Raw genomic sequence first — 25,064 nt, forward strand, 5'->3', positions numbered from 1 at the left:
TTCGATATCCGCCCTGATTTTCCCCGATCCTTCGCGAGAGAGAACCCATGCGTACATTTCGAGGCGGCCTGACGATCGGGCTCGCGATCGCCGCGCTGGTTGCGGCCGCCGCCATCACCTATGAGCGTTACGACACCCGCACGCTGAAGCGCACCGTCCGTCGCGGCGACGTGCTGTGCGGCGTCAACAAGGGCCTGCCGGGCTTCTCGATTCCGGACGACAAGGGTAACTGGAGCGGCTTCGACGTCGACTTCTGCCGCGCGGTCGCGTCGGCGATCTTCGACGACCCGTCGAAGGCGAAGTTCGTGCCGCTCGACGCCAGCGAGCGCTTCAAGGAGCTGCAGAATCGCAAGGTCGACATCCTCTCGCGCAACTCCACCTGGAGCATGTCGCGCGAGACCAATTACGACCTCTATTTCCCTGCGGTCGCCTATTATGACGGCCAGGGCTTCATGCTGCCGCGCTCGCGCAACATCGATTCCGCGCTCGACCTGAACGGCAGCAAGGTCTGCGTGCAAGCCAACACCACGACGCAGCTCAATCTCGCCGACTATTTCCGTGCCAACAACATGAAGTACACGGAGATGAAGTTCGACAAGCTGGACGACGTCGTGAAGGCCTATAACTCCGGCCAGTGCGATACGCTGACGTCGGACGCCTCGCAGCTCTATGCGCTGCGGCTCAACCTCGCCAAGCCGAGCGACCACACGATCCTCGCCGACATCATCTCCAAGGAGCCGCTGGCGCCGGTGGTGCGCTTGCGCGACGACGACTGGATGATGATCGTGAAGTGGACGCTGTACGCCATGATCAACGCCGAAGAGCTCGGCATCACCTCGAAGAACATCGACGAGGCGCTGAAGTCGAAGAAGCCGGAGGTGATGCGGCTGGTCGGCACTGAGGGCAGCTATGGCGAGGATCTCGGTCTGACCAAGGACTGGGCGGTGCGCATCATCCGCCATGTCGGCAATTACGGCGAGGTCTACGACCGCAACGTCGGCGCCGACTCCAAGCTGAAGATCCCGCGCGGCATGAACCAGCTCTGGAACGCCGGCGGCGTCCAGTACGCGCCGCCGATCCGGTAGACTCTCCATCGTCATTGCGAGGAGCTCGCGACAGAATTGCAAAACAATTTTGCGCTGAAGCGACGAAGCAATCCATTTCGCCACAGGTGGAGAGATGGATTGCTTCGCTTCGCTCGCAATGACGAGCCTATGCCAAGCCGCCCTCACCGCTGTCATCACCCGCGCGAAAGCGGGTGATCCAGTACGCCGCGGCTTCTCGGCTCAAGCGCCGACGTCTCTGGAATACTGGAACGCCCGGTCCCGTCTACGCCAAGGCTTCGACGAGGCTTTCGCTTTCAGGCGCGCCGAAGCTTGAGCGAAGGCGGCGAGCCGGGCGATGACAGCGTGTTGCGTAGCGACAATGACGCGGCGAAGATCAATACCCCTTGCCGCTCGCCAGCTGGTCGGTGTGGAAGTTGCTGTCGCCGAACAGCTCCTGGCAGACGCGGGCGCGCTTCATGAAGAAGCCGATGTCGAACTGGTCAGTCATGCCCATGCCGCCATGCATCTGCACGCCCTCCTGCACGGCCAGCGTCGCAGTGGTGCCGGCACGCGCTTTTGCCACCGCGACCGCGGTGGCCGCCTTGTCGACATCCGTATCGAGCGCCTGCAACGCCTTCAGCACGGCGGCGCGCGTGATCTCGATATCGATATAGAGCTGGGCGGCACGGTGCTGCAGCGCCTGGAATTCGCCGATCGCCTTGCCGAACTGCTTGCGCTCCTTCAGATAGGCCACGGTGCGGCCGAACACCTCGTCGGAGAGGCCGACCATTTCGGACGCCACCGTGCCGCGGCCGATATTGAGCACGCCCTCGAGCAGCCCAAAGCCCTGATCGACTTCGCCGAGCACGCTGTCGGCGTTTACCTCGACATTGTCGAACACGATGCGCGCCGCGTTGTGCGAATCGACCATCGCGGTGCGCTCGACCGCGAGCCCCTTCGCCTTCGGATCGACCAGGAACAACGTCAGCCCGTTCCTGTCGCCGGCGCCGCCGGCCGTGCGCGACGCCACGATCAGGAGGTCGGCGGTGTGGCCGTCGACCACGAAGGCCTTGTCGCCCGACAGCTTGAAGCCGTTGCCGGAGCGCGTGGCCTGCAACTTCGTCTGCAGCGGGCGATGCTTGGCGCCCTCATCGATCGCGAGCGCCGCCAGCAGCGAGCCGTCGGCGATCTTCGGCAGATGCTGCGCCTTCTGCGCCTCGCTGCCGCCGCGCGACAGCGCCGAGGCGGCGAGCACCGAGGTCGCGAGGAACGGCGACGGCATCAAGGTGCGGCCGATCTCCTCCATGACGATGCCGGCCTCGACGCAGCCGAGCCCGCTGCCGCCGAACTGGTCCGGCACCAGCAGGCCGGAGAAGCCCATCTCCGCAAATGTCTTCCAGAGATCGCGCGAGAAGCCGGTGGCATCCTTGGCATCGCGCAAGGACCGCAAATGCGCCACCGGCGCCTTGTCGCTGATGAGGCCGCGCGCACTGTCGCGCAGCATGGATTGTTCTTCGGTGAGGACGAGGGCCATTGGAAATCCGATCTAACGTACTAAGCAACTGTCTGAGTTCGTCATTCCGGGGCGATGCGACAGCATCGAACCCGGAATCTCGAGGTTCCACAATGCGCAACTGCGCATTAGGGTTCGCCGCTTCGCGACGCCCCGGAACGACGGTGCAGCGATCACGCGCCCGGCAAATCGAGGATGCGCTTGGCGACGATGCCGAGCATCACCTCCGAGGTGCCGCCCTCGATCGAATTGGCCTTGGTGCGCAGCCAGGCGCGCGGGCGGGCGCCGCCTTTGGAGCGGTCGCTCTCCCATTCCAGCGCGTCGATGCCGCCGGCCGACATCAGGATCTCATACCGGCGCTTGTTGAGCTCGGTGCCGTAATATTTCATCGCCGAGGAGAACGCCGGATGCGATTGCCCGGCCTTGGCGAGATCGACCGCGCGCTCGGCGGCGGCGGCGAGCGCGCGGCCTCGTCGACCTCGAAGCTCGCGATCTGGCTGCGCAGCTGCGCGTCGTCGAGCTTGCCCTGCGCGTCCGCACCGATCGAGTCGGCGGCGATCTGGCCGAGCGGACGGCCGACGCCGCGCTCGCCCATGCCGGAGATCATCGCGCGCTCGTGTTGCAGCAGATATTTCGCGACATCCCAGCCGCGATTGACGGTGCCCACGACATGCGACTTCGGTACGCGGACATTGTCGAAGAAGGTTTCGCAGAACGGCGAGTAACCCGAGATCAGCAGGATCGGCTTGGTCGACACGCCCTTCGAGGCCATGTCGAACAGAATGAAGCTGATGCCGTCGTGCTTCTTCGCCGCGGGATCGGTGCGCACCAGGCAGAAGATCCAGTCGGCGTAGTTGGCGTAGGAGGTCCAGATCTTCTGGCCGTTGATGATGTAGTCGTCGCCGTCGCCGACCGCGCGGGTCTGCAGCGAGGCGAGGTCGGAGCCGGCATTCGGCTCGGAATAACCCTGGCACCAGCGGATCAGGCCCGCGGTGATCTTCGGCAGATGCTCCTTCTTCTGCTCCTCGGTGCCGTATTTCAGCAACGCCGGTCCGAGCATCGAGATGCCGAACGAGGTCAGCGGCTGACGCGCGCCGATCGCAGCCATCTCCTGGCGCACGATCTTGGCCTCCTCGCCGTCGAGGCCTCCGCCGCCATATTCCTTCGGCCAATGCGGCACGGTCCAGCCCTTGTCGCGCATCCGCTCGAACCAGACGCGCTGCGCTTCGGACGAGAATTTCGTGTTGCGGCCACCCCAGAAGGTGTCGCCATCCGAGGTCATCGGTTTGCGCATCTCCGGCGGGCAATTCTGCTCCAGCCAGGCGCGGGTCTCCGCGCGGAATTTCTCGAGGTCGGCCATGGTGCGTTTCCAGTCAAAAAATCGTCGAATTGGATTCGACCTTAGACCTACGCAGCCGCCGAATTCAATATGCCTCACGGCCGCGCCATGCTCTGGCGTCGCTACTCACCTCGCGCGATCGGGTGTATCGCCGAGATGGGGTAACGCTTGAAAAACAAAAGGAAACGGACATGCGGCTGAAGCTGCTTTCGCCTAGCGAAATGAACGCCGCCCAGAAAGAAACCTACGACGAGTCGATCGCCGGCAAGCGCGGTGCGCCACCCGCGCCGATGATGGCCTGGCTGAACAGCCCGGAGATGGCACGGCATGCCACGCGGCTCGGCGAGGTGCTGCGCTTCGACACGATCTTTCCCCCAAAGCTGTCGGAGATCGCGATCCTCGTCACCGCGCGGCACTGGACCGCGCATTACGAGTGGTATGCCCACAAGCGCCTGGCGCTGAAGGGCGGCCTCGACCCGAAGATCATCGAGGACATTCGCGTGCGCCGGACGCCGAGCTTCGACGATCCCAAGGCCAGGGTGATCTACGACGTCGCCAAGGCGCTGCACGAAGGTCACGGCCTGCCGAAGGCACTGTATGACGAGGCGGTCGAGGTGCTGAGCCAGCGCGGCCTGGTCGAGGTGATCGGCCTCTGCGGCTACTACACGATGGTGTCGATGACGCTGAACACGTTCGAGTTCCAGCTGCCCGGCGGCGAGTTGTCGGAGCTCTGCTAGGCCCGGCGACCGTGGCGCCTTTCGGAAACGCTGCGTTTCCGGATCGAACGCTCCGGCGTCGGCAAATCCGGACTATATCAGGCGGCGAAAGCTCGCCCCTGATGGCGGGGGCATTGACGTCAACGGAGTCCGCTCATGCCAGAGAATCCCCCCATCATCGCGGGCACCCGGATCGGGCATGTCCACCTCAAGGTGGCCGATCTCGAGCGGGCGCTCGGCTTCTATTGCGGCGTGCTCGGGTTCGAGCTGCAGCAGCGGCTGGGCGCGGACGCGGCCTTCATCTCGGCCGGCGGCTATCACCACCACATCGGCCTCAACACCTGGGAAAGCAAGGGTGGCCATCCGCCGCCGCCGGGCACCACGGGCCTGTTCCACACCGCCATCCTCTATCCCACCCGCCCGGCGCTCGCCGACGCGCTGCACCGGGTGCTGTCGGCCGGCATCCAGCTCGACGGCGCCAGCGACCACGGCGTCAGCCAGGCGCTGTACCTGCGCGATCCCGATGAGAACGGCGTCGAGCTCTATTGGGATCGCCCCGAGGCCGAATGGCCGCGCAGCGCGGACGGCAAGCTCGCGATGTTCACGCGACGGCTGGACCTGGACGACCTGCTGAAACAGCGTGCGGCGTAATTCCGCAAGGCGATAATTTCGTAGCCCGGATGAAGCGCAGCGAAATCCGGGGTTCGCTCCATGAGGTAATACTGCTCCCGGATTACGCTTCGCTCCATCCGGGCTACGAGTGCTTTCCCCTTCCCCCTGAAAGGGGGAAGGTCGGGATGGAGGTTAGCCGCGGGCTCTGCTGCAAGTGGAGAGAGCAGATCCCCACCCGCTTTGCTCTGCGAGCAAAGCGACCTCCCCTTTCCAAGGGGAGGTGAAGAGGTAGCTCGGATGGAGCCAACGGGTCGCGCGAGCGCGCGCCCGATGACAGGCTCCGCGAAATCCGGGGTTGGCACCGTCGGGTGATACTGTTCCCGGATTGCGCTTCGCTCATCCGGGCTACGAGTTCAGGAACGGGTGCGCGAGCCAGCCGGCCGCATAAAGCCCAATCCCAAACACCGTGTGCGTCACGAGGCTCTGCAGCCGCGCCGCCCATGGATGGGGCGTACGGCTCGCGGCAATGCCGGCGCCCATCGCGGGCTGCATCACCAGGAACGGCGCGGCCACGCTGCCGATCCCGACCATCAGAGCCGGAGCGATGGTGGGCTGCCGCGCCCAATCGAGGCCGAAGATCGCAAGCAGCACGCCGGCAAAGCCGATCCCGATCAGATAATGCGCGGTCCATCCGATGACCCGTTCGCCCACGACCTGTGGTGACGCGGCGATGCGGTCGTGGCGCAGGCGAGCGGATACGAGATGGCCGAGCCAGCGACCGACCAGGGCATAGTCCAGCGACGGGATGCCAAGCAGGCGCTTTCGAACCATCCCCCAGATGTCCATCACGACGGTCGCACCGATCCCGGTCAGCACCGCGCTCGCCACAAATTCCGCGGCTTCAACCATGCGCGGCCTCCGCCGGCGCTCGTGCCGCGACCATCCAGCAGGCGGCGGTGAAGCGAATCTCGGTCCCGTGGATGTAGCGATCGAACGCACCGCGCACGGTCTCGATCACTCGCGTGCGGCGCGGCTCCTCCATCGCCTGCAGCATCGTCCCGACCGGGCCGAGCCAGCTCACATAGTGGGCCAGCTGTGATGCCGGAAAGCCGAGGGCGACATCGACCGGTTCGATCGCGATCGCGTCCCAGCCGCTATCCTCCAGGATAGTTTCGACCCGCTTCCGGTCGGCAAAGCCGAACTGCCCCGGCGCATCGGGACGCCGCGGCGGAAGATCCGGCAGCAACGGCTTCGCTGCCTGTTCCGCCGTCGTCATGAACGGGTTCTCGGCGGCGCCGCGCCAGGCGATGAAGCGGAGCGCAGCATCCGGCCGGGCCGCGCGGCGCAGATTGGCGAAAGCCTGCACCGGATCGGCAAAGAACATCACGCCGAGGCGCGAGATGATCATGTCGAAGCTCGCGGGCGCGAACGGATAGGTCTGCGCGTCGGCGCAGATGAAGCTGACCGGCCGCCCCTCCCGCTCCGCGCGGGCGCGCGCCGCCGCGATCATCGGCTCGGAAATGTCGATGCCGGTGCAATGCCCTTGACGGCCGAGCACGCGGGCCACAGCGAAAGTCGTGGCGCCCGTGCCGCAACCGATATCGAGCACCCGGCTTGCCGCGGCATCGGACACCGCCTGAACGAGCAGCTCTTCAAGCGGCCTGAACATCCCTTCCAGCACCTCGCGCGTCTCGACCCAGGCGCGGCCGGCGGCGCCGTTCCAGAGTTTGACCTGCTCGTCGTCGACTTGCGCTGCGACACCCATGATTCTCGTCCTTGTTGATGCTTGCCTTACGCAAGCGATAGGCTGGATACTGCCAGTTCAAGTGAACTTGAGGTCAAGGGCCATGCGGGACATCGATATCGCGGAGGTGGCGGAGCTATCGGGCGTGCGCGCCTCGACCTTGCGCTTCTACGAGGAGAAAGGTCTGATCGCCTCGCATGGCCGGCGCGGGCTGCGCCGCCTGTTCGATCCGGCGGTGCTCGACCGGCTGGCGCTGATCGCGCTCGGGCGCGCCTCCGGCTTCTCGCTCGACGAGATCGCAAGGATGTTCGCGCCCGATGGAAGACCGCGCATCGACCGGAAAATGCTTTCTGCCAAGGCCGACGAGCTCGACCGCACCATCCGCAGGCTCAACGCGATGCGCGACGGCTTGCGCCACGCCGCCGCCTGCCCGGCTCCGAGCCACGTGGAATGCCCGACCTTCCGCCGCCTGCTGCGGGTCGCGGCGGCCGGCAAGATCAGCGAGCCGAAGAAGGCGCGGAAGTCACGCCGCAAGTCGTAGAACGTAGCCCGGATAAGGGAAGCGATATCCGGGGACAGGTCTTTATTCCCCTTCCCCCTGAAAGGGGGAAGGTCGGGATGGGGGTCAGCCGCGGGCTCTGCTGCAAGTGGAGAGAGCAGATCCCCACCCGCTTTGCTCTGCGAGCAAAGCGACCTCCCCTTTTCAAGGGGAGGTGGAAAGCTACTTCCCTTTCGCCATGATCGTCGCCGCTGCGATCAGCTCCAGGCCAATGCAGCCGTAGAACGGCAGCGAATAGCTGCCGGAGAGATCGCGCAGCAGCCCGACCACGCCGGGGCCGAAGGCGTAGGTGATCTGGTTGATCGCGGTGATCAGGCTGACCAGCACGCCGAACGCACGCGGATCGAACTCGCGCTGCACGATCAGCGCCGGCAGCGTGATCAGATTGCCGACCGAGAAGCCGAACAGCGCGCAGGCGGCGATCTGCGCCGCGTCATTGTGCACATTGATGATGACGGCGAGCGCGACCGCCTGGCTGACAAAGGACAGCGCCGATGCCAGCCGCTGGTTGAGCCGGTCGATCACGAAGGAGAACGAGACGCGCCCGACCACGGCCATCGCGGTCAAGAGCGCCATCGCCACCGTCGCGCGCTCGCGGCCGATTACCTGATCGAGATAGGCGATCAGATGCACGATGAAGCCGACCTGGGCGAACAGCACCAGCGCGAAGGCAATCGAGACCGAGAGGAAGCGGATGTCGCGCAGCGCCCGGCTGCGCACCTGCGTCGCCGACGGCGCGTCGGCAGCGGCGGCCGTGACCGCGTGCAGATGCACCGGCGGTTGCCCGACGAAGATCAGGATCACAGGCACCATCACCACGATCAGCAGCCCCGCGGCCGCGATCATCGCGCCGGAGAAGCCGAAAGCGCCGATCCCCGCCACCAGCAGCGGCACGCCGACGATGCCGCCGAAGCTCGCGCCGTTCAGCGCCAGACTGATCGCCATGCCGCGCTTCTTGTCGAACCACAGGCCGAGCGTGTTGGTGATGATGCCGAGGCTGGTGCCGGCCCAGCCGAACGCCAGCAGCGCATCGGCAAGATAGAGCTGCCAGGGCTTGCGTACCTCGCCGATCGCAACCGCCGCGATCGCCATCGCGAAGGTGCCGGCGATCAGGCAGCTGCGCGCGCCGAACGCCTTGATCGCCTCGCTGACGAAGGCAACCAGCGCGGCGCCGAACAGATAGAAGAAGGTCGTGCCCGACGAAATCAGCGACGCCGGCCAGCCGTGCAGCCGCTGCAGCTCGGCAACATAGACGCTCTGTCCGTAGAAGCCCAATCCCCAGCCGAAGGTCGCAAGCAGGAAGCAGACGACGACGATGCGCCAGCCTTCGTAGCCAAGCGAGGATTCATCAGGCAGCGTGGCTGAGGATGCGTCCATTTCTTGCTCTTGCTTCTCACATCGTCATGGCCGGACCAACCCGATCCCATGATGTGAACAGCGTTGCAAGCGGATCATTTCGAAGCTGATCGAAGTGTCAGCAATTGGCAGCAGGGATCAGATGCTGGGATCCGGGATTTCTTCCACCGCGCGCAATTTCGCGCGTCGCTTGGCGAATGAAGCGAACGAGAGCACGGCAAGGCCGAGCAGCACAGGCGGGAACACCACCCAGTTGACGGCATTCCAGCCGTAATGCGCGAGCAGCTGGCCCGACGAGAACGAACCGATCGCCATCATGCCGAACACGAGGAAATCGTTGAACGCCTGCACCTTGTTGCGTTCCTGCGGCCGGTGCGTTTCCAGCACCAGCGCCGAAGCGCCAACGAACGCAAAATTCCAGCCGATCCCGAGCACGAACAGCGTCGCCCAGAAGTGCGGCGCAGTGACGCCTGACAGTCCGATCATCGCGGCGACCGCCTCGAGCGCCAGCCCGAGCGCAACGATGACGGGCGCGCCGAACCGCGCGATCAAGGAGCCCGTGAAGAAGCTCGGGCCGTACATCGCAACGATGTGCCACTGAATGCCGAAATTGGAATCGCTGACCGACAGCCCGCACATCTTCATGGCGAGCGGCGCCGAGGTCATCACCAGATTCATCATCGGATAGGCGATCACGCCGCACAGCGCCGCGGCAATGAAGCGCGGCTGCTTTGCGATCTCGAGCAGCGGGCGGCCGCCATGCAGGTCCGCCGCCGCAGGCTTCGGCGCGTCGACGCCCGAGAGCACCGCCATCGCCACCAGCGCGACCAGCGCCTGCATCACGAAGGAGAACGCGAACAGATAGGGCGGCCAGATGTCCATGGTCCATTGCACGAGCTGCGGCCCGAGCACGCCGGCGAACACGCCGCCGGCCATCACCCAGGACACCGCCTTGGGCCGGAACGCGACACTGGCGCCATCGGCCGCAGCAAATCGGTAGGACTGCGCGACGGCGCCGTAGAGCCCGCCGAGGAAGGTCGCGCCGCAGAACAGCCAGAACGATGAATGCAGGATCGCCCAGGCGCCGAGCGCGCCGGTGAGCGTGCCGCAGAAGGTGCCGATGATGAAGGCGACGCGTCGTCCGTAGGCGCGCGAGATCGCGCCGGTCGGCAGCGTGCCGGCGGCAAGCCCGAGCACATACATCGAGAGCGGCACCGTCGCGAGCGAGACGTCGGGTGCCAGCGTCGCGCCGACGATCGAGCCGGTGGCGAAGATCACGGCCGAATTGGCACCGGTCAGCGCCTGCGCCGCCGCAAGCCGCCACACATTGCTGCGCGCCCGCGCGTCGTCGCTCGCCTCATCCGCAGCTGTCACGTCAATCATCGGTGGTCCCGCCTCGAAGCCCCGGCGGGAGCCCCCAATCGGGCGCACTATGGAGAGCGGGTCGAAGCCGATCAACCGGCGCAAACGGACGTACGCCATGCAGGAGGCGCACGAGGGGATCGCTTGCTCTCACAGAGCGACGTCACAGCAGCCCGGCACTTCTATCAGTACCGTCATCCTGAGGAGCGCGTAGCGCGTCTCGAAGGATGCACGGCCAACAGCCGGACCGTCGACCCTTCGAGACGGCCGCTCTGCGGCCTCCTCAGGGTGACGGTGAGAGAGCTGTCGCTCGATGATCGATCGCCTACCGCGCCGGCTTCTTGCCAGGCCGCTTCTCGGCGCGCAGCGCGCCGGTCTTGTGCACCTTGGAGCGCGGCCCGACGAGGTGCGGCTTGTGAACGTGCCATTCAAGCGCAAGCGTCGCGGCGAAACCGAAAAAGCTCGAGCGGCTCATGCCGAGTCCGGCGGCATGCTTGTCGATCCGTGTGATCAGGCTCTTCGGCAAATAGACGTTGACGCGCTCGGACGGGTCGGGCGGATCGACGCCGACCATGAAGAAGGCGGCGACGTCGGAGCCCTTCGGCGGCACGATGCGCTCGATCGGGGTCGGCTCCGGCAATGGCTTGCCCTGCTCGACCCAGCCGTCGACGGTCTGCGCCAGCGTCTGCTCGGCGCGCTCGATCGCGTCTTCCTGCGATCGTCCCGCGGCGACGCAGCCGGGAAAGTCCGGAAACCACGCCCCGAACGCGCCGCGCGGACCGCGCTCCAGCACGGCCGGATAAAGCCGTCTCTTCATTCTGGCCTCCGTCGCCGCAGTATGCTATTTCACACACCTCGGTGTGTCAAATCACACAACACGCGACATCGTGGGAGCGCGCGGCAATGGACCCGCAAGCCGAACTCCGCATCGTCCGCGCGGCCTATGCCAAGCAGATCCTGGCCGCCGCCAACACCATCAATCCGCGGCTGACGGAGGCCTTCGCCGCCATTCGCCGCGAGGACTTCGTCGGCCCGGGACCATGGATGATGCTGCGCTGGTGGAGCCGCGACTATGCGCCGACGCCCGATGCCGACCCGGTTTATCTCTACACCAACGATCTCGTCGCCTTGCGACCCGAGCGACGTCTCAACAACGGCCAGCCGTCACTGCATGCCTATCTCATGCACCAGGCCGCACCCACCGCCGGCGAGCACGTGGTGCATATCGGTACGGGCACGGGGTACTACACCGCGATCCTCGCGCATCTGGTCGGACCGTCCGGCCGCGTGACCGGCATCGAATACGATCCGGACCTTGCGGCAGACGCTCGCGCCAATCTCGCCGCTTGCGCAAATGTCGAGATCATCCAGGGCGACGGCACACAGGTCGCGTTCGAGTCCGCCGACGTGATCTATGTCAACGCCGGCTGCACCCGGCCTGTCGCGCGATGGCTCGACGGGCTCGCCGCCAGCGGCCGCCTGATCCTGCCGCTGACTTCGGATGAGGGATTCAAGGGCGGCGCGCCGGAGCAGGTGGCGCGATCCGGCGCCGTGTTCCGGATCCGGCGCGAGGAGGCAGCGTACCAGGCGGACTGGATATCACCGGTCGCGATCATTCCCTGCGACGGCGGCCGGGACGAGACGTCCGAAAAAACGCTCGCCGAAGCCTTCGCCCGCGGCGGCTGGCAGAAAGTGACGCGGCTCTATCGCGACGCCGGGATCCCCGATGAACGTTGCTGGCTGCGTGGGCCAGGCTGGTGCCTGGCTTACGATTGAGCGCGGCTACTTGCGGGCAAAGACCAAAATCATGTTGTTGGCCGGCATCTCGAAGCTGCCGGCGAGCTTGAGCCCGACGCGCTCCGCAAGCGTCTCGAGATCGGCGATATCGCGCACCCCCCACTCGGCGTCGCGCTCGCGCAGCGACGTGTCGAACACGGCATTGCTGAGCGCGGTGTGCTTGCCGCCGCGCTTGAACGGGCCGTAGAGCAACAGCCGGCCGTCGGCGCGCAGGTGCCGCGCGGCGCCGGCGAACAGGCCCTCGGCCACGCGCCACGGCGCGATGTGGATCACATTGGCGCAGAAGATCGCGAGCAGTTTGTCCGGACCTTTGCCGTCCGGCGGCGCCGGCGACCAAGCCGGGTCGGACAGATCAATCGGCTGCGGCGGCCGGATGTTGGCAAGGCCCGCATGCGCGCGCCAGGCCTCGATGCTGCGCAGGTGCGCCGCATGGAGATCGCTCGGCCACCAAGTGATGTCGGGCGCCTGACCGGCGAAAGAGACGACATGCTGGCCGGTGCCGCTGCCGGCTTCCAGCACGTCGCCGGATTGGCCGGCGAGGTAGTCCTTCAGGACGGTCCAGATCGGCTGATGGTTGCGATGGAACGCCGGCGCATCGAGCCGCCCGTCCGCCTCGACCGGCCGGCCGTCCTTGCCGAACTCCGCCACGAATTCTGCCACCGCGCTTCTCCCTACGCCTCAGCCGCATCTCAACCGCACAAACATGACAGGCGGAAGGCGCAGGACATGCGCTCCAGTGCCGGACTGCCCCTGTGGCATTAACCCCGTCGCAGCGCGCCTATTCTCCGTGTTGCCAGCCGATGGCCTTTGTGCTTTCCACTCTTTATATTGCGTTGGGATCATCGAGATTGAAGCCCGGGAAACGTCCTTGATCGCCACTTTCTCCAAGCCAGCCTTCGTCCTGGCGCTGCTGGCAAGCACCGCCATGGCCGCGCCCGCCAAGGCCCAATCCGCCGCCGAGGGACAGAAGCTCGCCTTCGACCGCGGCAAGGGCAATTGCCTGACCTGCCACGTCATCAAGGGCGGCGACCTGCCCGGCACGATCGGCCCCGAGCTGAGCGGCCTGAAGGCCAAATACAGCCGTGACGAGCTGATCGCGATCGTGACCGACGAAACCAAGCGCAATCCGCAGACGGTGATGCCGCCGTTCGGCCGAAACCGGATTTTGAGCGAGAAGGAAATCGACGCGGTGGTGGACTTCCTGCAGACGCTGTGACGCCGCGACCGTCGCTTGAGGAGATTTTTTTTCGATGAACATCACGACCACCGAATTTTTCAAAGCGCGCCGCATGGTGCTGAAGGGCGCCGGCATCGCCGCGCTGATCGGCCTCGGGGGCATTCCGTTCGACGTGCCGCAGGCGCTCGCCGCCGCCAACGACAAATATCCCGAAGACGCATTCAAGCAGAAGAACGAGGCCGACGCGATCAAGGCGCTCTATGGCAAGACCGCCGAGCCGTCGGACAAGATCAAGATGGATGCGCCGGAGATCGCCGAGAACGGCGCGGTGGTGCCGATCTCCGCCACCACGACGCTGGCCGACGTCACCTCGATCTCGTTTCTGGTGAGCGAGAATCCGATCTCGCTGGTCGCCTCATACAGGATTCCGGCCGGCACGCTGCCGACCGTCTCCAACCGCATCAAGATGGCGAAGACCAGCAACGTCACCGCGATCGTCGAGGCCGGCGGCAAGCTCTACAGCGCCAAAAAGGAAATCAAGGTCACCGTCGGCGGCTGCGGCGGCTGAGTACGCATGATCCGGAAAAGTGGGAACCGGTTTTCCGACAAGATCATGCGCAAACAATAGGGATAATCAGATGGCATCGAGCATTCGCGTGCGCGCCACGTCAAACGGCGACACCACCGAGGTGCAGGCGCTGATCCAGCATCCGATGGATTCCGGCTTCGTCAAGGACGCCAAGGGCGAGATCATTCCGCCGCATTTCATCCAGCAGCTCACCTTCGAATATGACGGCAAGCCGGTGTTCGTCGCCGACTGGGGCGGCGGCGTCTCCAAGGACCCCTATGTCAAGTTCGCCTTCAAGGGCGGCAAGAAGGGCGACGATCTGAAGGTCAGCTGGGTCGACAACAAGGGCGCGACCGACACCGCCACGGCGAAGATTCAATGACGCGGCGCCTCGCAATCCGTGCTCTAGAGCGTTTTCGAGCGAAGTGGACGCCGGTTCGCGTGAAGAAAACGCGTCAAAGCAAAAATCTAATTGCAACGTTCGCGCTCGGCGTGCTGACGCTCGCGCCGGCCGCGCGCGCAGCCGACACCGTCGATCCCGCCGCCGACAAGGCGGCGTTCCAGAAATTCTTCACCAGCAAATTCCCCAAGCTGAAGCTCGAGGATTTCGTCAACGGTCCCTATTCGATGAATGAGGATCTGCGCAGGCAGTGGGAGGAGAAGGAGCAGTTTCCGCCCTACGAGTTCTCGCTCGAAGCCGGCAAGGAGATGTTCGCGACGCCGTTCAAGAACGGCAAGACCTACGCCGACTGCTTCCCGAACAAGGGCATCGGTATCCGCCAGAACTATCCCTATTTCGACGAGAAGGAAGGCAAGGTCGTCACGCTCGAGCTCGCGCTCAACCGCTGCCGCGAAACCAATGGCGAGGCGCCGTTTTCCTATGTGAAGGACGACATGGCGGCGCTCACCGCCTACATGGCCTTCACCTCGCGCGGCAAGCCGATGGACATCAAGATCCCGAACGATCCGCGCGCGCTCGAGGCCTATCAGAAGGGCAAGGAGTATTTCTACACCCGCCGCGGCCAGCTCAATTTCTCCTGCGCAACCTGCCACATCCAGAGCCCGGGCGAGCGGATCCGCGCCGAGGTGCTGGCGCCGGCGCTCGGCATCCTGAACGCGATGCCGATCTACCGCTCGGAATGGAGCGGCATGGGGACGACCAGCCGCCGCTTCACCACCTGCAACAGCCAGATCCGCGGCGTGCCGCTCAATCCGCAGGACGACGAGTACCGCAACCTCGAATACTATCTGTCCTATGTCAGCAACGGGCTGCCGATTTCGGGTCCGGGAGCACGGCCATGAGCGCGGCCATCAAAACTGTCCTCGCAGCATCAGCCCTGCTGATCGCAGCGGCGACCGGCGCCCTCGCCGCCTCCGAGGCCGACTACAAGGCCGCCTACGCCGCCGCCGAAGCCGCCAACAAGGAAGCAGGCAGCCTGCGCAACCAGTGGACCACCACCGCCTCGACACTATCTGCCGCAAAAAAGGCCGGTGAGGCTGGTGATTTCGACACCGCAGTCGCCAGGGCCAAGGAGGCCGAGGCACTGGCAAAGGCCTCGATCTTCCAGGCCACCAGCGAGAAGGAACGCTGGAAGGACATGGAAGTTCGTTAAGAGCGCGCAGGCCAGGGGCCGCGCGGAGAGAATGATGATCATCCGCCGCCGGGAATTCCTGAAAGCTGCGGCCGCCGCAACGCTGACGGCCGGTCTGCCCCGCCTTGCGCGCAGCGCCGACACCGCCAGCGTCTACGACCTCGAGCGGTTCGGCAACGCGCGCATCCTGCACATGACCGACACGCATGCGCAGCTGAAGCCGGTGTTCTTCCGCGAGCCCGGCGTCAATCTCGGCGTCGGCGCGATGGCCGGCCAGCCGCCGCACCTCGTCGGCAAGGCCTTCCTCGACCGCTTCGGCATCCGGCCCGACAGCGCCGACGCCTATGCCTTCACCTGCGTCGAATTCGAGAAGGCCGCCGGCCGCTTCGGCCGGCTCGGCGGCTTCGCCCACCTGAAGACGCTGGTCGACAAGCTGCGCGCCGATGTCGGCGAAAAGCGTTCGATCCTGCTCGACGGCGGCGACCTTTGGCAGGGCTCGGCGCTCGCCAACGCCATGAACGGCGCCGACATGGTGGAGGCCGCCAATCTGCTCGGCATCGAGGCGATGACAGGGCACTGGGAATTCACCTATGGCGAGCAGGTGCTGCGCGACAACCTCTCCCGCTTCAAGGGCGAGTTCCTGGCGCAGAACGTGTTCCTGACCGAGGAAGCCGCGTTCAACGACGCCAAGGCGTTCGACCCGGCTTCGGGGCGGGTGTTCAAGCCGTCCTTCGTCAAGGAGATCGGCGGCCATCGCGTCGCTATCATCGGCCAGGCCTTCCCCTACGTGCCGATCGCCCATCCGAAGCGCTTCACGCCGGACTGGAAGTTCGGCATCCGCGACGAGGAGCTGCAGAAGCTCGTCGACGGCCATCGCAACAACGACAAGGTCGAGGCGGTGATCCTGCTGTCGCATAACGGCATGGACGTCGACCTCAAGCTCGCCAGCCGCGTCACCGGCATCGACGTCATTCTCGGCGGCCACACCCACGACGCGATCCCGATCCCGATCACGGTAACCAATGCCGGCGGCGTCACGCTGGTGACCAATGCCGGCTCCAACGGCAAGTTCATCGGCGTGCTCGATCTCGATCTTGCCAAGGGCAAGGTCGCCAACGTCCGCTACCGGCTGCTGCCGGTGTTCGCCGAATTGCTGAAGCCCGATCCTGCGATGCAGACGCTGATCGACAAGATGCGCGATCCGCATGTCGACGAATGGAACACCAAGCTGGCCTCGGCCGACCGGCTGCTCTACCGCCGCGGCAATTTCTCCGGCACCGTCGACCAGTTGATCTGCGATGCGCTGCTGAACGAGCTCGACGCCGAGATCGCGCTGTCGCCGGGCTTCCGCTGGGGCATCACCACGCTCGCCGGCCAGCCGCTGACCATGGAAGACGTGCTGTCGGAAACCGCGATCACCTATCCGGAGACCTACGTCGCCAAGATGACGGGCAGCCAGATCAAGGATGTGCTGGAAGACGTCTGCGACAATCTGTTCAACGTCGATCCCTATTATCAGCAGGGCGGCGACATGGTTCGCGTCGGCGGCCTCGCCTACACCTGCACGCCGGCCGAGACTGTCGGCAAGCGCATTTCCGAGCTGAAGTTGGGCAACGGCAAGCACCTCGAAGCCGGCAAGCACTACAAGGTCGCAGGCTGGGCCTCGGTCAACCAGCAGAGCGGCGCGCCGATCTGGGATGTCGTCGCCAGGCATCTGCGCTCCGGCCGGCCGCCGAACCGCGACGAACCCGGCGTGACGCTGAAAGGCGTCGAGGACAACCCGGGCATCGCGAGGCACGGATGACGCGCCGCGCGCTGATCGCGGCATTCGGCCTTGCTGCGCTCGCGCTGGCGACGCCGCTCGCGCGTGCCCAGCAGGCGCCGTTGCAGGACAAGCCGTTCGCCGAGCACAAGGTCGTGCTGCAGCTCTCCGACAACGATCCGAGGAAGCAAGGCCTCGTCATCAGCGTCGCCAACAATCTGATGAAGCATTACGACCCCGACAAGGTCGCGGTCGAGATCGTCGCCTTCGGCCCGGGCATCGACCTGCTCAAGCCCGACAACCCGAACCGCAAGCTGGTCGAGAGCCTGATCGCGCAGGGCGCGCGGGTCGACATCTGCCTCAACACCGTCGACACGATCGAACGCGACAGCGGCAAGCGGCCGGACTACATCGCCGCCGCCACCCCCGTGCAGGTCGGCGTCGCACAGATCTTGCTGCTCACCGAGAATGGATACACGCTGGTCCGGCCGTAACGGCCCCGTCGTCATTGCGAGCCAACGGGTCGCGCGAACGCGCGCCCGCGGGAGCAGGGCTGGAGTTACGTGCGGCCGTAACTTCGTCTCTTCCACGACCTCGATGCATATCCCGTCATCCTGAGGCGCGAGCGGAGCGAGCCTCGAAGGATGCACGGCCCAGATGCCTTGTCCCATTCGCGGAAAGACCCGGGCCGTCCACCCTTCGAGACGCGCGCAAGAGCGCGCTCCTCAGGGTGACGGGATCCGGCTGGGGTGGGGATGGATTTGCTTTGAACGGACCCTATCTATGGAATAATATCCTCCATGTGACTCGGCCCGGAGAATAGGTAAGCCGTCATGATCTTTCGCCAGCTCTTCGACAGCGTATCCGGAACCTACAGCTATCTGCTCGCGAGCCGCGCCGGCGGCGAGGCACTGATCCTCGATCCGGTGCTGGAGAAGGCCGACCGCTACTGCAAGCTGCTGCAGGAACTCGACCTCAGGCTGGTCAAGGCCGTCGATACGCACCTGCATGCCGATCACGTCACCGGCCTCGGCGAGCTGCGCGACCGCACGCAGTGCATCACCATCATGGGCGAGCAGAGCAAGGCCGACGTGGTGTCGATGCGAGTCTCCGACGGCGACAAGGTGACGATCGAGGGCCTCTGCCTCGAGGCGCTGTACACGCCCGGCCACACCGACGATTCCTACAGCTATCTGATGGGCGACCGCGTCTTCACCGGCGACACGCTGCTGATCCGCGGCACCGGCCGCACCGACTTCCAGAACGGCAGCGCGCGGGCGCAGTACGATTCGATCTTCAACCGCCTGCTGAAGCTGCCGGAGGAGACCATGGTGTTCCCCGCGCATGACTACAAGGGCGACACCGTCTCCACCATCGGCGAGGAGAAGCGCTACAATCCGCGGCTGCAGGTCAAATCGATCGACGACTATGTCGAGCTGATGAACAACCTCAATTTGCCGAACCCGAAGCTGATGGACGTCGTGGTGCCCGCCAACATGCATGTCGGCCTGCACCAGGACGAACTCGCCAAGGAGGGCCTCTCCCTCAGCGCGCGCGACGCCATCGCGAGCCTCGGCCGGCCCGATATCCTTCTGGTCGATTTGCGCGAGAGCGCCGAGCGGGCCAAGCACGGCACGCTCGCGGGCGCGCTGCACGCGCCCTATCCGGGGATTTGCGCCACCCTGCAGCCCGGCGGCATGCTGCGCGAGGTCGCGGCCGCAACCGGCCGCCGCGTCGTGTTCTTCTGCGCCTTCGGCGAGCGCTCGGCGATGGCGGTGGCCGCCGCGAAGAAGGCGGGACTGGCCAACACCGCGCATATCGATGGCGGCATCGACGCCTGGAAGAAGGCCGGCGGGCCGGTGGTGATAACTCCGTAGCCCGGATGAAGCGCAGCGCAATCCGGGATCAGCCCATCCGCGGATTGAGTGGCCCCGGATTGCGCTTCGCTTCATCCGGGCTACAAGGCTACCGCGTCACCCGCTTCAGCTCTTCCGTCAGCCGATCCAGCGCATCCGCCAGCATCACGCCGCCGCACACCGTGAGCCGCTCCGGCAGCACGATGCGCTTGCTTTGCGGATAGAAGCGCTCCAGCGCCGGATGCAGCAGGAAGGCGCGGCCGTCATCCTCGGCGCGGTCGCCGGCTTCCGACACCAGGATGAAATCCGGCCGCAGTTTTACGATCGCCTCCAGCGAAGCAAACCCGCCTGCGCCGACGCCAAGTTCGCCGGCGGCGTTGGAGAGACCGGTTGCCGCCAGCAGCGAGCTGACCAGGCTGCCGTCGCCGGGCACAAAGCCACGCCGCTCCAGCGGCAACACGCGGTAGTGATGCGCGCTCGCCGCAGCGCGCGCCCGGGCGGTGGCCGCATCGAGGCGCGCGATCTCGGCCTCTGCGCGATCGGGATGCTGCACCACATCGCCCATCGCGCGGATCTGGTTCTTCACCTCGTCCAGCGTGCGCGGCACCGTGAATTCGACGAGGTGCAGCCCGTGGGCCTTCAACAGATCACGGGTCGCGCGCTTGTCGAACAGGCTGACCACGACGAGGTCGGGCTTGAGCAGCAGCACGTCCTCGGCCTCGCCGGACAGGCGCGGAAAGTTTCGCGCCTTCTCCGCGGCCCAGGATTGCCAGTCATCGCGCGAGAAGCGGCTGAGGCCGATGATCTGGTCCGGGTCGGCCAGCGACAGCACGAGCTGGTCGCTGCAGACATTCATCGAGACGATGCGCGGTCCGGCGGCGAACGCGGCGCCGGCGGAAATAAGCCACAGCAGTATCGCGACCACCGCACCAAGATGAAGCGAAGCGAGATGGCTGCCACGCTGAAGGTGCGCCCCCTCTCCCGCTTGCGGGAGAGGGTTGGGGTCGGGGTCGTGCCGCAATGAACGCTCTTTGAGTGGAGAGAGCCCCCACCCGCTGCGCTCTTCGCGCGCAGCGACCTCCCCCGCAAGCGGGAGAGGTGAACTGAGCTCGTGGTGAGGCCGTGGCCACATCACACGTCCGCCCACGGCACGATGACGACCTCGCGCTGAAATTCGGCACGATAGGCGCTGATGCGGAACACGCTGGCGAGGACGCTCTCCGACAATGCCTCGACGGGCGCGCCCTGCGCGGCCAGCCGCCCCTCCGCGAGCACCAGCACGTGATCGGCAAAGCGCGCGGCGAGTCCCAGGTCATGCGTCACCACGATGACCAGCACGCCGGTGTCGGCAACGTTGCGCAGCTTCTGCATCACGTCGATCTGGTGGCGCGGATCGAGCGAGGCCGTCGGCTCGTCGGCGAGGATCACGGGCGCCTCCACCGCGAGCACCCGGGCCAGTGCGACGCGGCTGCGCTCGCCGCCGGAGAGTTCGGTGACGCGGCGATCGCTGAACTCAGCGACGTCGACCGCCTGCATCGCGCGCAGCACCGCCTCCACATCCGTCTGCGACAGCCGCGCCGGATCGGTCGCACCGTGCGGATAGCGGCCGAGCGCGACGATATCGCGTGCCGGCAGCGGCCAGTGCACCATGTGGCCCTGCGGCAGATAGGCGAAACGTTTCGCGCGCTCGCGCAGCGGCAGCGACGCCAGCGCATCGCCGCCGATCCGGATCTCGCCGCCCGACGGGATCAGCCCGGCCAGCGCGCGCAGCAGCGTGGTCTTGCCGGCGCCGTTCGGCCCGACCAGCGCGACCAGATGGCCCGATGGCAACGACAGGGAGACATCGTGCAGCACCTTGCGGCTGCCGAGCGAGGCATTGAGCGCGGCAGCCGAGAGCAGCGTCATGCCACGCCTCCGCCGAGCGCGCGGCGTTCGCGCATGATCAGATAGAGGAAGAACGGCACGCCGATGATCGAGGTCAGCACGCCGACCTTGATGTCTGAGGTCGAGGGAATGATGCGCACCGCGATGTCGGCGGCGAGCAGCAGCGCCGAGCCGGTGAGCGCGCTCGGCACCAAGAGCCGCGCCGGATCGTGACCGATCACGGGACGCATCAGATGCGGCGCGACGAGGCCGATGAAACCGATCGTGCCGGTGACTGCGACCGCGCCGCCGACGCCGAGCGCCACGCCCGTGATCACGAAGAGCCGCAACCGCCCGACGTCGACGCCGAGGCTCTGCGCCGCCTCCTCGCCAAGCGTCAGCGCGCGGAAGGCGCTCGCCTGGCTGAGCAGGATGGCGGCGCCTGCGATAATGAAGGGCAGCGCCAGCGCGACGTGCTGGAAGCTGCGGTCTTCCAGCGAGCCGAGCAGCCAGAACGCGATCTCCAGCACCACGAACGGATTGCTCGAGAGATTCATCACCAGCGCGGTCGCGGCTCCCGCAAAGCTCGAGATCGCGAGCCCGGCGAGGATCAGGATCAACAGCCCGGCATTGCGGCCGGCGATCGCAAGCAGCGCGAACACCGAGCCGAACGCGGCGATGATCGCCACCACCGGCAGCGCGTAGGAGCGCACATCGGCGAGGCCCAGCGCGATCACCAGCACCGCGCCGAAGGCGGCCGATTGCGGCGCGCCGAACAGCGACGGCGAGGCCAGCGGGTTGCGCAGCAACCCTTGCAGCGCCGCGCCTGACAGCCCAAGAATACCGCCGATCGCGAATGCCAGGATGGTGCGCGGCAGGCGGATCTCGCGCACGATCACCTGCGCCACATCGCTGCCGCCGCCGAACAGCGCCTCGATCACCGCGAGCGGCGACAGCCGCACCGGCCCGATGCCGAGCGAGATCACCAGCAGCAGCAGCACAAGCGCGAGCAGCGCCGCGGTGGCGCCCCACCGGCGCCGCGCCGCGACCTCGGCCGCCAAGGCAAAATCCTGCACGCTCATCGGATCCATGCTCTTACAGCGATCGTCGTGGCAGACAAGCGACACTCGACAAAAACCGTGGCCGCACGGCCATTGCCCGACTTCCGCCGGATTGACTTTGCTACCCGGCCGAACCCTAGATGAACATGACGGTTCTTTCATGAGATGAAAAGGGAATGCGGTACGGGGAAACTTCCCCAACGCCGCGGCTGCCCCCGCAACTGTATGCGGTGAATCCTTCGTCACAGGCCACTGGGAATCTCGGTCCTGGGAAGGCGACGAAGGGTAACGACCCGCGAGCCAGGAGACCTGCCGTCAGCCGTGGTCACACGCGATGCTGCCGGTCGGGGAGTACAGGCATGAGCTTCACCTGATGCTGTGAGCACGATGGTGAGACTGGTTCGCGGTGACGTGCCACTGACGTTGCCGAGGCCTTTCTTATGTTCTCCTTCCCTTTCCATCGGCGGCGCCGCGCGCTTCTGCTCGCGTCGACGATGATCGCGCCGGCGACGATGCTCGCGCCGGCATTCCTTGTCTCCGCAGCGCGGGCGCAGCAGGCACCCGCTCCCGATCAGCTGCCGGCGATCGAAGTCACCAAGCCGGGCGACCAGAACGTCACGCGCGCCAGGCCGGCCGCTGACGAAGCGCCGGCGCCGCGACGCCCGGCGCCGGGCACCTCGCAAGGCAACAATACAGGCAGCGGAGCCGGATCGGGCACGACAGGGACCGGTGTGGCCACCGGAACGGGCGGCACCGGCGGCCGCCAGTTCGCCGGCATTGTCGGCACCTCCTCGGCCGTGATCACCGCCGACGACATCGCGCATTCGCCGGTGCAGTCGTTGCCCGAGATCCTCGCGCAGGTGCCGGGCGTGCAGCTGCAAACGCCCTATGGCGGACCGAACGGCGCCAAGACGTCGGTCGACCTGCGCGGCTTCGGCGCGTTCGCGACCGACAATACCCTCTTCCTGCTCAACGGCCGCCGCCTCAACGACGTCGACAAGGCCGGCTTCGACCTCACCACGATTCCGCTCGATTCGATCGAGCGCATCGAGATCACGCGCGGCAACAGCGGCGCGGTGCTCTACGGCGACAACGCGGTGGGCGGCGTCGTCAACATCATCACCAAGACCGGCGTCGGCGGCCCGCCGACGACGATGCGGGCCGAGGCCGGAGTTGGCTCGTTCAACACCCGCATGGCCGCGGTCTCCGCGGCACTCAATTCCGGCCCGTGGTCCACCTCGTTCTACGGCAACGGCATCAAGTCGGACGGCTACCGCGTCAACAATGCGCTCGACCAGCGCAACGCCGTCGGCAACATCAACTACACGACGCCGGATCTCACCGCCTTCCTGACCGTCACCGGCAGCGACCAGAAGCTCGGCCTACCCGGCGGACGGCTGGTCGATCCGTCGATCGGCGTGAACGAGCTGCTCACCGATCGCCGCGGCGCCGCGACGCCCTTCGACTATGCCAACCAGCAGACCGCCAGCGTCACCGCCGGCTTCACCAAGACGCTGATGAACGGCGTCGACCTCATCGTCGACGGCGGCTGGCGGCAGCGCGAGACGCAGAGCGGCTTCTTCGGCACGGTGCCGACCATCAGCTTCGCCTCGACCTACAATGACGCCGCGCTGCAGACCTGGTCGCTGACGCCGCGGCTCAGCGTCAAGAACGTGATGCTGGGCGTGCCGTCGACGATCCTGACCGGCATCGACTATTACGATTCGACCTTCCGCGAGGCGCGCGGCGCCTATCAGGGCGTCGACCCGTTCCACATCTACAGTATCGAGCAGCAGTCCGTGGCCGGCTATTGGCAACATACGCTGGGCCTGTTGCCGACGACCGACTTCTCCTACGGCGCGCGGGTTCAGAACACCAGCATCTCGGCGCGCGATCGCTACGACCCGAATGCGCCATTCGCATTCGACACCCAGGCGGCACCGCTCGACAGCAACGAGACGCAATACGCGCTGCATGTCGGCATCGAGCATCGCCTGACCGACACTTTCTCGGTGTTCGGCCGCGCGGCACGCGCATTCCGCACGCCTGATGTCGACGAACGCGTCGCGTCGGGTCCGTCATTCGACCCACTGACCTTCGCCCCGATCCCGCAGAATTTCCAGCTCAAGACCCAGACCTCGCAGGATGTCGAGGGCGGCTTTCGCGTCAGGACCAACCGCTTCCAGGTCCAGTCCAGCGTCTATCTGATGGATCTCGAGAACGAGATCCATTTCAACCCGGTGCTGTTCTTCAACACCAACCTCGACCCCACCCGCCGCTACGGCTCGGAGACCAGCGCGGCGCTCAAGGTCAGCGACAGCGTCACCCTGCGCGGCGGCATGGCGATCACCCGCGCGGTGTTCCGCGAAGGCATCTGGGCCGGCAACGACGTGCCGCTGGTGTCGCGCTACACCGGCAATCTCGGCGTCACCTGGAATATCTGGCAGAACTATCTGGTGTTCGACGCCACGGTGCGGGCCTGGAGCTCGCGCATCATGGACAACGACCAGGCCAACACCCAGAGCCGGATTCCCGGCAACGCCACCGCCGATATCAAGCTGAGCGGGCAAGTTGACCGCTTCTTCTGGTCGCTGAGCGTGAACAACCTGTTCAACGCGCTCTATTACGACTACGCCATCGCGAGCACGTTCACCGAGGGCCGCTTCTCGGCCTACCCGCTGCCCGGCCGCACCTACATGGTAAAGGCCGGCGCGACGTTCTAGAGCATGATCCGGTGGGGCGGGTGTGCCCCGCCGCACCGTCTCCGAATATTACAAACGCACGGAAACTGGGGTAGAGTTCCGGCAGCTGATTTGACCCGCGCAGGGGAAACGCATGGCCAAGGCCGGGAAGCAGACCAAGGGCGGCACGAAGACCAAAGACAAGGCCGACGACAAGTCGAAGAAACCTCCGCCACCCGCAGCGCTACAGGACGACGAGTACTACGAGGACGGCGACATCGCCACGCCGAAGCTCGACCGCTACGGCAATGATGACGAGCCGTTGTGAGGCGCGGCGAAGATCGATCGACCGATCCCGCGCAGTCGCGCGCGGCGGCCTCGTAGGTTGCGAACTACCGAGCCCGGCTCATCCTCGCCAAGCAGACATTAGGTCGCAGCGAGGTCATGGGCCGGACCACCC

Annotated in this window: 25 protein-coding genes, 1 pseudogene and 1 riboswitch; of the genes and pseudogenes, 15 read left to right on the top strand and 11 right to left on the bottom strand. The window is 66.0% G+C overall.

The features are described 5' to 3' along the window. Nucleotides 1-47 precede the first annotated feature (47 nt). The gene (locus tag ACVIHF_RS32375) at nucleotides 48-1,085 is read left to right on the top strand and encodes an amino acid ABC transporter substrate-binding protein (protein WP_456778593.1); all 1,038 of its coding nucleotides are present in this window, start codon (nucleotides 48-50) and stop codon (nucleotides 1,083-1,085) included. A 355-nt stretch (nucleotides 1,086-1,440) separates the two neighbouring features. On the opposite strand, the gene ACVIHF_RS32380 is transcribed toward ACVIHF_RS32375, so the two are convergent. Further along, nucleotides 1,441-2,580, bottom strand: coding sequence for an acyl-CoA dehydrogenase family protein (locus ACVIHF_RS32380; RefSeq protein WP_253606230.1), 1,140 nt, complete (start codon nucleotides 2,578-2,580; stop codon nucleotides 1,441-1,443). Between the two features lie 152 nt (nucleotides 2,581-2,732). Further along, nucleotides 2,733-3,919: pseudogene (locus tag ACVIHF_RS32385) on the bottom strand (acyl-CoA dehydrogenase family protein). A 170-nt stretch (nucleotides 3,920-4,089) separates the two neighbouring features. On the opposite strand from ACVIHF_RS32385, the gene ACVIHF_RS32390 reads away from it, so the two are divergent. Continuing rightward, nucleotides 4,090-4,635 carry a carboxymuconolactone decarboxylase family protein gene (locus ACVIHF_RS32390; RefSeq protein ID WP_028343517.1) on the top strand — a complete coding sequence of 182 codons (546 nt, stop codon included), beginning with the start codon at nucleotides 4,090-4,092 and terminating at the stop codon, nucleotides 4,633-4,635. Between the two features lie 135 nt (nucleotides 4,636-4,770). After that, nucleotides 4,771-5,265 carry a VOC family protein gene (locus ACVIHF_RS32395; RefSeq protein WP_456778591.1) on the top strand — a complete coding sequence of 165 codons (495 nt, stop codon included), beginning with the start codon at nucleotides 4,771-4,773 and terminating at the stop codon, nucleotides 5,263-5,265. A gap of 366 nt (nucleotides 5,266-5,631) precedes the next feature. Here ACVIHF_RS32395 and ACVIHF_RS32400 read toward each other — a convergent pair whose 3' ends face one another. Together ACVIHF_RS32400 and ACVIHF_RS32405 are read right to left on the bottom strand one after the other, a co-directional pair. Further along, entirely contained in the window at nucleotides 5,632-6,135 is a 504-nt protein-coding gene (locus ACVIHF_RS32400; RefSeq protein ID WP_076834901.1) for a DUF2938 domain-containing protein, read from the bottom strand. Next, nucleotides 6,128-6,991, bottom strand: coding sequence for a class I SAM-dependent methyltransferase (locus ACVIHF_RS32405; protein WP_456793133.1), 864 nt, complete (start codon nucleotides 6,989-6,991; stop codon nucleotides 6,128-6,130). The genes ACVIHF_RS32400 and ACVIHF_RS32405 overlap by 8 nt, the downstream gene beginning before the upstream one ends. Nucleotides 6,992-7,073: 82 nt before the next feature. On the opposite strand from ACVIHF_RS32405, the gene ACVIHF_RS32410 reads away from it, so the two are divergent. After that, nucleotides 7,074-7,511: a helix-turn-helix domain-containing protein gene (locus tag ACVIHF_RS32410; RefSeq protein ID WP_456793134.1), complete on the top strand. Its 438-nt coding sequence runs from the start codon at nucleotides 7,074-7,076 to the stop codon at nucleotides 7,509-7,511. A gap of 180 nt (nucleotides 7,512-7,691) precedes the next feature. Here ACVIHF_RS32410 and ACVIHF_RS32415 read toward each other — a convergent pair whose 3' ends face one another. From ACVIHF_RS32415 to ACVIHF_RS32425, 3 genes are all read right to left on the bottom strand, one after another. Then, complete coding sequence (locus ACVIHF_RS32415) at nucleotides 7,692-8,906, bottom strand: MFS transporter (protein WP_456793135.1); 1,215 nt, start codon at nucleotides 8,904-8,906, stop codon at nucleotides 7,692-7,694. 117 nt (nucleotides 8,907-9,023) lie between these two features. Further along, entirely contained in the window at nucleotides 9,024-10,268 is a 1,245-nt protein-coding gene (locus ACVIHF_RS32420) for an MFS transporter (RefSeq protein ID WP_076834898.1), read from the bottom strand. 304 nt (nucleotides 10,269-10,572) lie between these two features. Then, nucleotides 10,573-11,064 carry a type II toxin-antitoxin system HicB family antitoxin gene (locus tag ACVIHF_RS32425; protein WP_225162000.1) on the bottom strand — a complete coding sequence of 164 codons (492 nt, stop codon included), beginning with the start codon at nucleotides 11,062-11,064 and terminating at the stop codon, nucleotides 10,573-10,575. Nucleotides 11,065-11,150: 86 nt separating this feature from the next. On the opposite strand from ACVIHF_RS32425, the gene ACVIHF_RS32430 reads away from it, so the two are divergent. Next, on the top strand, nucleotides 11,151-12,023 hold the full coding sequence (locus ACVIHF_RS32430) for a protein-L-isoaspartate O-methyltransferase family protein (RefSeq protein ID WP_253606216.1): 873 nt from the start codon (nucleotides 11,151-11,153) through the stop codon (nucleotides 12,021-12,023). Nucleotides 12,024-12,029: 6 nt separating this feature from the next. Here the strand turns inward: ACVIHF_RS32430 and ACVIHF_RS32435 are convergent, their stop codons facing one another. Next, nucleotides 12,030-12,704 carry a DUF938 domain-containing protein gene (locus tag ACVIHF_RS32435; RefSeq protein ID WP_253606213.1) on the bottom strand — a complete coding sequence of 225 codons (675 nt, stop codon included), beginning with the start codon at nucleotides 12,702-12,704 and terminating at the stop codon, nucleotides 12,030-12,032. A gap of 265 nt (nucleotides 12,705-12,969) precedes the next feature. Here ACVIHF_RS32435 and soxX point away from each other — a divergent pair, with 265 nt between their 5' ends. The 8 genes from soxX to ACVIHF_RS32475 all read left to right on the top strand — a co-directional run bounded on the left by soxX (nucleotide 12,970) and on the right by ACVIHF_RS32475 (nucleotide 19,020). Beyond that, nucleotides 12,970-13,260 (top strand): sulfur oxidation c-type cytochrome SoxX, encoded by a 291-nt coding sequence (soxX, locus tag ACVIHF_RS32440; RefSeq protein WP_253609862.1) that lies wholly within the window; start codon nucleotides 12,970-12,972, stop codon nucleotides 13,258-13,260. A gap of 34 nt (nucleotides 13,261-13,294) precedes the next feature. Next, nucleotides 13,295-13,789, top strand: a complete 495-nt coding sequence (gene soxY / locus ACVIHF_RS32445; RefSeq protein ID WP_168859289.1) for a thiosulfate oxidation carrier protein SoxY — start codon at nucleotides 13,295-13,297, stop codon at nucleotides 13,787-13,789. A 70-nt stretch (nucleotides 13,790-13,859) separates the two neighbouring features. Next, nucleotides 13,860-14,171 (top strand): thiosulfate oxidation carrier complex protein SoxZ, encoded by a 312-nt coding sequence (gene soxZ / locus ACVIHF_RS32450; protein WP_057021236.1) that lies wholly within the window; start codon nucleotides 13,860-13,862, stop codon nucleotides 14,169-14,171. After that, entirely contained in the window at nucleotides 14,168-15,091 is a 924-nt protein-coding gene (gene soxA / locus ACVIHF_RS32455) for a sulfur oxidation c-type cytochrome SoxA (RefSeq protein ID WP_375167045.1), read from the top strand. Before soxZ ends, soxA begins: the two co-directional genes overlap by 4 nt. Beyond that, nucleotides 15,088-15,402: a hypothetical protein gene (locus ACVIHF_RS32460; protein ID WP_253606211.1), complete on the top strand. Its 315-nt coding sequence runs from the start codon at nucleotides 15,088-15,090 to the stop codon at nucleotides 15,400-15,402. Before soxA ends, ACVIHF_RS32460 begins: the two co-directional genes overlap by 4 nt. A gap of 34 nt (nucleotides 15,403-15,436) precedes the next feature. Then, nucleotides 15,437-17,185 (top strand): thiosulfohydrolase SoxB, encoded by a 1,749-nt coding sequence (gene soxB / locus ACVIHF_RS32465; RefSeq protein WP_253609860.1) that lies wholly within the window; start codon nucleotides 15,437-15,439, stop codon nucleotides 17,183-17,185. Next, the gene (locus ACVIHF_RS32470; RefSeq protein WP_253606209.1) at nucleotides 17,182-17,637 is read left to right on the top strand and encodes a DsrE family protein; all 456 of its coding nucleotides are present in this window, start codon (nucleotides 17,182-17,184) and stop codon (nucleotides 17,635-17,637) included. Before soxB ends, ACVIHF_RS32470 begins: the two co-directional genes overlap by 4 nt. A gap of 339 nt (nucleotides 17,638-17,976) precedes the next feature. Continuing rightward, a complete protein-coding gene (locus ACVIHF_RS32475; RefSeq protein WP_253606207.1) occupies nucleotides 17,977-19,020 on the top strand; it encodes an MBL fold metallo-hydrolase in 1,044 nt (347 codons plus the stop codon). An 88-nt stretch (nucleotides 19,021-19,108) separates the two neighbouring features. Here ACVIHF_RS32475 and ACVIHF_RS32480 read toward each other — a convergent pair whose 3' ends face one another. The 3 genes from ACVIHF_RS32480 to ACVIHF_RS32490 all read right to left on the bottom strand — a co-directional run bounded on the left by ACVIHF_RS32480 (nucleotide 19,109) and on the right by ACVIHF_RS32490 (nucleotide 21,944). Continuing rightward, complete coding sequence (locus ACVIHF_RS32480) at nucleotides 19,109-19,924, bottom strand: ABC transporter substrate-binding protein (RefSeq protein ID WP_253609859.1); 816 nt, start codon at nucleotides 19,922-19,924, stop codon at nucleotides 19,109-19,111. Nucleotides 19,925-20,130: 206 nt separating this feature from the next. Beyond that, nucleotides 20,131-20,904 (bottom strand): ABC transporter ATP-binding protein, encoded by a 774-nt coding sequence (locus ACVIHF_RS32485; protein ID WP_253606205.1) that lies wholly within the window; start codon nucleotides 20,902-20,904, stop codon nucleotides 20,131-20,133. Continuing rightward, the gene (locus ACVIHF_RS32490; protein ID WP_253606204.1) at nucleotides 20,901-21,944 is read right to left on the bottom strand and encodes a FecCD family ABC transporter permease; all 1,044 of its coding nucleotides are present in this window, start codon (nucleotides 21,942-21,944) and stop codon (nucleotides 20,901-20,903) included. The genes ACVIHF_RS32485 and ACVIHF_RS32490 overlap by 4 nt, the downstream gene beginning before the upstream one ends. Nucleotides 21,945-22,056: 112 nt before the next feature. Next, a riboswitch (cobalamin riboswitch) is annotated at nucleotides 22,057-22,254 on the top strand. 109 nt (nucleotides 22,255-22,363) lie between these two features. On the opposite strand from ACVIHF_RS32490, the gene ACVIHF_RS32495 reads away from it, so the two are divergent. Both ACVIHF_RS32495 and ACVIHF_RS32500 read left to right on the top strand, forming a co-directional pair. Further along, complete coding sequence (locus ACVIHF_RS32495; RefSeq protein WP_253606202.1) at nucleotides 22,364-24,646, top strand: TonB-dependent receptor; 2,283 nt, start codon at nucleotides 22,364-22,366, stop codon at nucleotides 24,644-24,646. 112 nt (nucleotides 24,647-24,758) lie between these two features. Then, a complete protein-coding gene (locus ACVIHF_RS32500) occupies nucleotides 24,759-24,932 on the top strand; it encodes a hypothetical protein (protein WP_253606198.1) in 174 nt (57 codons plus the stop codon). Nucleotides 24,933-25,064 lie beyond the last annotated feature (132 nt).

Source organism: Bradyrhizobium sp. USDA 4506 (assembly GCF_054058795.1).

Bases quoted from the DNA above. Each gene is read 5' to 3' on its own strand.
- ACVIHF_RS32375 (WP_456778593.1), top strand. From the start codon at position 48: ATGCGTACATTTCGAGGCGGCCTGACGATCGGGCTCGCGATCGCCGCG.
- ACVIHF_RS32380 (WP_253606230.1), bottom strand. From the start codon at position 2,580: ATGGCCCTCGTCCTCACCGAAGAACAATCCATGCTGCGCGACAGTGCG.
- ACVIHF_RS32390 (WP_028343517.1), top strand. From the start codon at position 4,090: ATGCGGCTGAAGCTGCTTTCGCCTAGCGAAATGAACGCCGCCCAGAAA.
- ACVIHF_RS32395 (WP_456778591.1), top strand. From the start codon at position 4,771: ATGCCAGAGAATCCCCCCATCATCGCGGGCACCCGGATCGGGCATGTC.
- ACVIHF_RS32400 (WP_076834901.1), bottom strand. From the start codon at position 6,135: ATGGTTGAAGCCGCGGAATTTGTGGCGAGCGCGGTGCTGACCGGGATC.
- ACVIHF_RS32405 (WP_456793133.1), bottom strand. From the start codon at position 6,991: ATGGGTGTCGCAGCGCAAGTCGACGACGAGCAGGTCAAACTCTGGAAC.
- ACVIHF_RS32410 (WP_456793134.1), top strand. From the start codon at position 7,074: ATGCGGGACATCGATATCGCGGAGGTGGCGGAGCTATCGGGCGTGCGC.
- ACVIHF_RS32415 (WP_456793135.1), bottom strand. From the start codon at position 8,906: ATGGACGCATCCTCAGCCACGCTGCCTGATGAATCCTCGCTTGGCTAC.
- ACVIHF_RS32420 (WP_076834898.1), bottom strand. From the start codon at position 10,268: ATGATTGACGTGACAGCTGCGGATGAGGCGAGCGACGACGCGCGGGCG.
- ACVIHF_RS32425 (WP_225162000.1), bottom strand. From the start codon at position 11,064: ATGAAGAGACGGCTTTATCCGGCCGTGCTGGAGCGCGGTCCGCGCGGC.
- ACVIHF_RS32430 (WP_253606216.1), top strand. From the start codon at position 11,151: ATGGACCCGCAAGCCGAACTCCGCATCGTCCGCGCGGCCTATGCCAAG.
- soxX (WP_253609862.1), top strand. From the start codon at position 12,970: ATGGCCGCGCCCGCCAAGGCCCAATCCGCCGCCGAGGGACAGAAGCTC.
- soxY (WP_168859289.1), top strand. From the start codon at position 13,295: ATGAACATCACGACCACCGAATTTTTCAAAGCGCGCCGCATGGTGCTG.
- soxZ (WP_057021236.1), top strand. From the start codon at position 13,860: ATGGCATCGAGCATTCGCGTGCGCGCCACGTCAAACGGCGACACCACC.
- soxA (WP_375167045.1), top strand. From the start codon at position 14,168: ATGACGCGGCGCCTCGCAATCCGTGCTCTAGAGCGTTTTCGAGCGAAG.
- ACVIHF_RS32460 (WP_253606211.1), top strand. From the start codon at position 15,088: ATGAGCGCGGCCATCAAAACTGTCCTCGCAGCATCAGCCCTGCTGATC.
- soxB (WP_253609860.1), top strand. From the start codon at position 15,437: ATGATCATCCGCCGCCGGGAATTCCTGAAAGCTGCGGCCGCCGCAACG.
- ACVIHF_RS32470 (WP_253606209.1), top strand. From the start codon at position 17,182: ATGACGCGCCGCGCGCTGATCGCGGCATTCGGCCTTGCTGCGCTCGCG.
- ACVIHF_RS32475 (WP_253606207.1), top strand. From the start codon at position 17,977: ATGATCTTTCGCCAGCTCTTCGACAGCGTATCCGGAACCTACAGCTAT.
- ACVIHF_RS32485 (WP_253606205.1), bottom strand. From the start codon at position 20,904: ATGACGCTGCTCTCGGCTGCCGCGCTCAATGCCTCGCTCGGCAGCCGC.
- ACVIHF_RS32490 (WP_253606204.1), bottom strand. From the start codon at position 21,944: ATGAGCGTGCAGGATTTTGCCTTGGCGGCCGAGGTCGCGGCGCGGCGC.
- ACVIHF_RS32495 (WP_253606202.1), top strand. From the start codon at position 22,364: ATGTTCTCCTTCCCTTTCCATCGGCGGCGCCGCGCGCTTCTGCTCGCG.
- ACVIHF_RS32500 (WP_253606198.1), top strand. From the start codon at position 24,759: ATGGCCAAGGCCGGGAAGCAGACCAAGGGCGGCACGAAGACCAAAGAC.